The organism is Variovorax sp. P4_D9, from assembly GCF_056401695.1.
In genome coordinates, this window is sequence record NZ_JBFUIU010000647.1 from 1 (window position 1) to 5,081 (window position 5,081).

A 5,081-nucleotide genomic window follows, 5' to 3' on the forward strand; every position below is an offset into this window, starting at 1 on the left:
GCGTAGGACTCGCCGGGCGGCGGCGCGAGCGGCTGGTCGAAGCGCTTCGAATCGGCCGGCCCGTAGTTCGTCGAAGCGCTGCAGGGCGATGGTCGTGCAGGCGGCGAGCAGGACGACCAGGATCAGGGACGCGACACGACGCATGCGGCTGCTTTCGGCTTCGACTGTGAATCAAGAAACGTACCCGCGGAGAGGCAGCGACCACCCGAAGTGGACGAGCGTGAGACAGGCAGTGGGTGGCACGCCACTACTGCGACTTCGCCGCCGAGGCGCGGCGTACAGCGACAACCCTGGGCCCATCCTGCATTTGCGATTCGATGCCGAGTGCGGTTGGCGGGCGAACGCCAGGTTCGCGCCGGAAGATTTGGAACTCCTCTTCCGGACGCGTTGAGGAATGGCTCAATTTTGGCGCTCCAGGAATAGGAAAAGCCGACCTACGCCGCGACGGCGTTCGAGCGAAATCGGATGACTCAAAGGGGCTGAGGATATTAAGAAATACAACCATGCGCACCTTCCCCAAAGGGCAGTAGACAGCGAGCTCGGGCGCGCTCAAAGTACTTGAGGGCCGATGAGCATCAGCACCCTGCCTATGCAGCGGTCGTCGATGAGGACCAATGCCTTTATCCATCACTCGCGTCGTCCTCGCGGCAGGAGCGGCGCGATGGACTCGGTCGAGGGTCTGCAAAGCGGACTTCAATGGGCCTCTCAGGAGAGGCTCGCTGGGTCCCCACCCGTTCTGGAGAAATTTAAATGAATCTCAACCTGAAAAGAACCAGTTGTCGGCTTGGCTATGCCTTGCTGGCGGCCTGGACATTGCTGGCATCCCATCGAATTGCACTGGCCCAGGAGACATTGGCGCCGGTCGCAGCACCCGCGAAGGCGCTCAAGGACGAGCGCGCCCTCGGTCTGCTCAAGGCCATGAGTGACACGCTGGCCGGGGCGAAAACCCTTGGATTTAAGGTACGCGGCATCGTCCCGACGCCCTCTCCGACCGGGCAGTACGTCAGCCTGTTCGCCTCTTCGCGCGTGTTGATGCAGCGGCCCGACAAGCTGTTCGTGGCGGCGCGTGGAGACCTGTTCCCGAGCGACATYGTCTACGACGGCAAGACGGTGACCGCAATCAGCGTGGACCGCAAGTTCTATGCGCAACGCGAGGCAGCGGGCGGCGCCATCGAATCACTCATGAAGAGCGAGCTGCCGGGGTCCGACGCCACGACGCCATTTCTGGATCTTCTCGTTCCGGACCCCTATGCGTTCCTGACGAAGGATCTTTCCAGCGCGTTCTGGGTCGGTGAGTCGACCGTCGGCGGCGTCAAGACGGATCACCTGGCGTTCACTGCCGAGGGACTGGACTGGGAAGTCTGGATCGGTGCCATCGACAAGCTACCGCGCCTGATGGTCATTTCCTACCGCAGCGGCGATCGCCAGCCGACTTTCACCGTGGAGTTCTCCGATTGGAAGCTCGGCGCACCCGTTGCGTCGCAGACCTTCAACGCGTCAATCCCAAAGGGTGCGGTGAAGCTCGAGTTCAAGCCGACCGAACCAGCCAAGTGATCACGCAAAGGACCATTTGATGAAGCAAATCAAGACACTCGTCATCAGCGTCGCGATCGTGGCCGGCACGCTCGCTCCCTTGTCCGCTGCAAATGCATGGGTCGCCGCTGCGGGCGGCTGGCGCGGCGGAGCCGTTGCGGTCGGTGGCGTGCACCGTCCCTACTATCACCCCTACTACCGTCCCCCCGGCTGCTACGGCTGCGGTGCTGCCGCCGGTGCGGTCGCCGGCATGGCGGTGGGCGCCGCGATCGCGACAGCGGCGCGCCYCACCGCGGTCGTGGTCCAGCAGCCAGCGGCCATCGTCGTCCAGCAGCCCGCCTACGTGGTCCACCCCAACTTGCCGATCGGCACCCAGGTGGCGCAGATGCCCATTGGGGCGAAGGATATGGTCGTGAACGGCTCCCACTTCTATCAGGCCGGTCCGAATTGGTACAAGCCCTATTTCGGGTCCAGCGGTGTCTACTACGAAGTCGTGCCTGCACCTTAGGGCAGTCCAGCATGGCTCGCTCATCAATCTACAAAGGAAAACAGAAAATCATGAAAAAGGTACTTCTTGGCGTGGTGATCGCCGCCGCCATCGCCACAACGGCTTTCGCACAGCCCTACAAGATGACGACACCTTTCGCGCCGGGCGTGGCCGTGCCCGACAAGATCGATTCGTCCATCGGAACACTGAACCTCAACTACGGCTACCCTTCGGCCGAGACTGTCGACAAGATCTACGACAACCTGGACCGCTCGCGGGCCTTGCAGGCCTATCTCCTGGCGATTCCCATCGTCAATCAGGCCGGCATGCGCGAGTCCCTGCGCAAGTTCGGACCCGACAACCAGACCAACGTGATCTGGGAGAGCCTGATGGACTCGAAGACCGTCGCGCTGACGGGCAACGACAACACGATCTACAACTTCATGTGGATCGACACCAGCAAGGGTCCGGTGGTCGCCGAGATTCCGCCCAAAGTGCTCGGAACGGTGGATGACTTCTGGTACAAGTGGGTGGGCGACATCGGCATCACCGGCGCCGACAAGGGCGAGGGCGGCAAGTACCTGCTGCTGCCGCCCGGGTTCAAGGGCGACGTTCCGGCCGGCTACCACGTCCTGCGGCCGAACACCTTCGGCAGCTACTTCGTGTTCCGCTCCTTCCTGGTCGATGGTTCCACCCAGCCAGCGATCGACTCGGCCAAGAAGAACCTGCGTCTCTATCCCCTGGCCGAAGCCGCCAACCCGCCGCCGACAAAGTTCATCAATGCCTCCGGGCTTCCTGCGAACTTCGTCTCGCCGGGGGACTACTCGTTCTGGAATCTTTTGAACCAAGTCATCCAGGAAGAGCCGGCTGGCGGCTCCGATCCGACCACTCTGGGCCTTTTTGCCTCGATCGGCATCGTCAAGGGCCAGTCCTTCAACCCCGACGAGCGCATGAAGAAGATACTCACCGATGCCGCCAACATCGGCGCGGTGACTGCACGCACGATCGCCTTCAAGATCCGGTCGAAGGATGCGTACTTCTATCCGGGCAGCGCTTGGCGCCTGCCCTTCCTGGGCGGCTACAAGTTCGAGTCGGCGCCTGGCGTGAGCAACCTCGACGGTGCGGTCTTCTTCTACTACTTCGCCATTGCCGTGACTCCGGCCATGGAGGAGAAGATGGTAGGCCGCGGCTCGCAATACCCCTGGTCGGTGCAGGATGCCAAGGGCAATCCGCTGGATGGCGGCAAGAACTACAAGCTGCGCCTGCCGCCCAACGTGCCGGTCAAGGATTTCTGGTCGGTCATCGTCTACGACAACCAGACGCGCTCGATGGTGCAGACCGACCAGAAGGCCCCGAGCGTGAGCAGCCAGGGCAAGGGTGTCAAGACCAATGCGGACGGCTCGGTGGACGTCTACTTTGGACCAAAGGCCCCGGCAGGAATGGAGAACAACTGGGTGCAAACGATTCCGGGCAAGGGCTGGTTCATGCTTCTGCGCCTCTATGGACCGCTGGAGCCRTGGTTCAACAAGACCTGGCGACCGGGCGAGATCGAGCTGCAACCCTGATCGACACAGGCGCGAAGCTGGTCAGGAACTCAACGGCGGCCCGTGAACGGACCGCCGTTTTGCTGCTTGCAGAGAGCATCGGTCCGGGTGAACGCCCGACAATCTGCGTAGCCGCTGACATGTCACCGACGTGCAGCCGGAGCGGGTACGGGCACCGCGTCAAGTCGTCCGTCGTCGAGGCCTATTTCTTGGCCGGTGCCGCCGGATCCACGGAGAGCGYCAGCGCCTCGGCGTACACGGCATGGATCCGGTCGCCCACCCTGATCAGCCTCATTTGGCCGGGGTCGCGTACCTTCAGATCGACAACTTGCTTCGGTCCGCGCAGCGTGACCGTCTTGGCCCGGGTATTGACGGCGATCACGTCGGCTGTGATTTCGACCTGCTGCGCGACCGTTCCTGCCGGCCAATCGCCTGCCGCGGCTCGCGCGGCGTCCTCAGTCTGGACGCTGCTGCGAAGTTCCTTGCCGTCCTTCCTGAGTGTGAGCGACAGCGCGTCCAGATAACGCACCGTGATGAGGTCGCCGACCTTGACTTGCGCGAGGTTGCGCACATCGGGACCGGCCGTCAGGGGGAGCACCCCTGCCTTGCGGTCCTTGAGCACAACCCGACGTTGCATCAGATCGACTGCCTCGACAGTGCCGGTGAGCTTCGTGGTGCGGGGCGAGCGTCGCCTTGCCCGACATCGGTTCAGCCAGTGCCACGGTATGGGCGACTTGCTCTTGTTGTGCGGGTGCAGGCATCGAGAGTGCGCTCAGCAGCCAGGTGAGGAGGAGAATCTGTGGATGGTTCAAGCTGAAATTCAGTGTGAGAGTCGGCGGTGACAACGGCAACAGCCCAGACCATTCACCAACGAAAGATCGCGTCGACGTCCTGCATCGGCTCCGGCAAGTGGCGTCACAGAGCCCTCGACCAGGCCGCGCAACTTGGCATCAGCAGCTGCTGCCAAGCTCGGTCTTGCTCTTGCGCAGCGGCTTGATGTCGCGGGCCATCAGCGGCGTGACCGCCCGGCGGGTGAACGTACGCAGATCGGCGTCGGTGTCGTCGCCGTTCCAGGAAACTTCGAAGGACAGCTCGCCGCCCGGCAGACTCCAGCGTTCGATCTTGATGTGGTCCGCCTCGATGCGCAGGACCTGGCTGCTGCAGCCGAAAGGCTTTGCCGCGAACCGGGCCGACAGCACGTTCGCGAGCGAGCCGCCGGCATCGCAACTGCGCGAATAGCTCTTCTGCGGCAGGCCTTCGGCCGTGAAGCCGATGTCGATCTCGGTCTTGTGCTTCGTGTACGGCTCGAACCGGCAGCGCCAGCGGGTCAGAAGGCTCAAACTCAGTGGCTACGGTCGGCTGGCCGCCGAGATGACAATCTCGACGCGGCGGTTCTTCGCCTTGCCCTGCGGCGTGTCGTTGCTCGCCACCGGGCGGGCGTCTCCGAAGCCCTGCGCCGAGATCGAGTTCTGCGGCACCCCCTTCGAAGTGAGGTAGCGCACCACGTCGTCCGCGCG

General features: G+C 63.2%; 6 protein-coding genes. 3 read left to right on the forward strand and 3 right to left on the reverse strand.

The genetic code is table 11. The features are described 5' to 3' along the window. Positions 1 to 750 precede the first annotated feature (750 nt). From AC1DY5_RS41485 to AC1DY5_RS41495, 3 genes are read left to right on the forward strand one after another with little or no spacing between them, the layout of a single operon-like run. On the forward strand, positions 751 to 1,554 hold the full coding sequence (locus AC1DY5_RS41485; RefSeq protein ID WP_478120261.1) for a DUF2092 domain-containing protein: 804 nt from the start codon (positions 751 to 753) through the stop codon (positions 1,552 to 1,554). Positions 1,555 to 1,573: 19 nt separating this feature from the next. After that, positions 1,574 to 2,041 (forward strand): hypothetical protein, encoded by a 468-nt coding sequence (locus AC1DY5_RS41490; protein WP_478120262.1) that lies wholly within the window; start codon positions 1,574 to 1,576, stop codon positions 2,039 to 2,041. Positions 2,042 to 2,091: 50 nt separating this feature from the next. Then, complete coding sequence (locus AC1DY5_RS41495) at positions 2,092 to 3,585, forward strand: DUF1254 domain-containing protein (RefSeq protein WP_478120263.1); 1,494 nt, start codon at positions 2,092 to 2,094, stop codon at positions 3,583 to 3,585. A gap of 181 nt (positions 3,586 to 3,766) precedes the next feature. On the opposite strand, the gene AC1DY5_RS41500 is transcribed toward AC1DY5_RS41495, so the two are convergent. From AC1DY5_RS41500 to AC1DY5_RS41510, 3 genes are all read right to left on the reverse strand, one after another. Continuing rightward, entirely contained in the window at positions 3,767 to 4,186 is a 420-nt protein-coding gene (locus AC1DY5_RS41500) for a hypothetical protein (RefSeq protein WP_478120264.1), read from the reverse strand. Positions 4,187 to 4,514: 328 nt separating this feature from the next. Beyond that, entirely contained in the window at positions 4,515 to 4,904 is a 390-nt protein-coding gene (locus AC1DY5_RS41505) for a hypothetical protein (RefSeq protein WP_478120265.1), read from the reverse strand. 9 nt (positions 4,905 to 4,913) lie between these two features. Then, positions 4,914 to 5,069, reverse strand: coding sequence for an OmpA family protein (locus tag AC1DY5_RS41510; protein WP_478120266.1), 156 nt, complete (start codon positions 5,067 to 5,069; stop codon positions 4,914 to 4,916). Positions 5,070 to 5,081 lie beyond the last annotated feature (12 nt).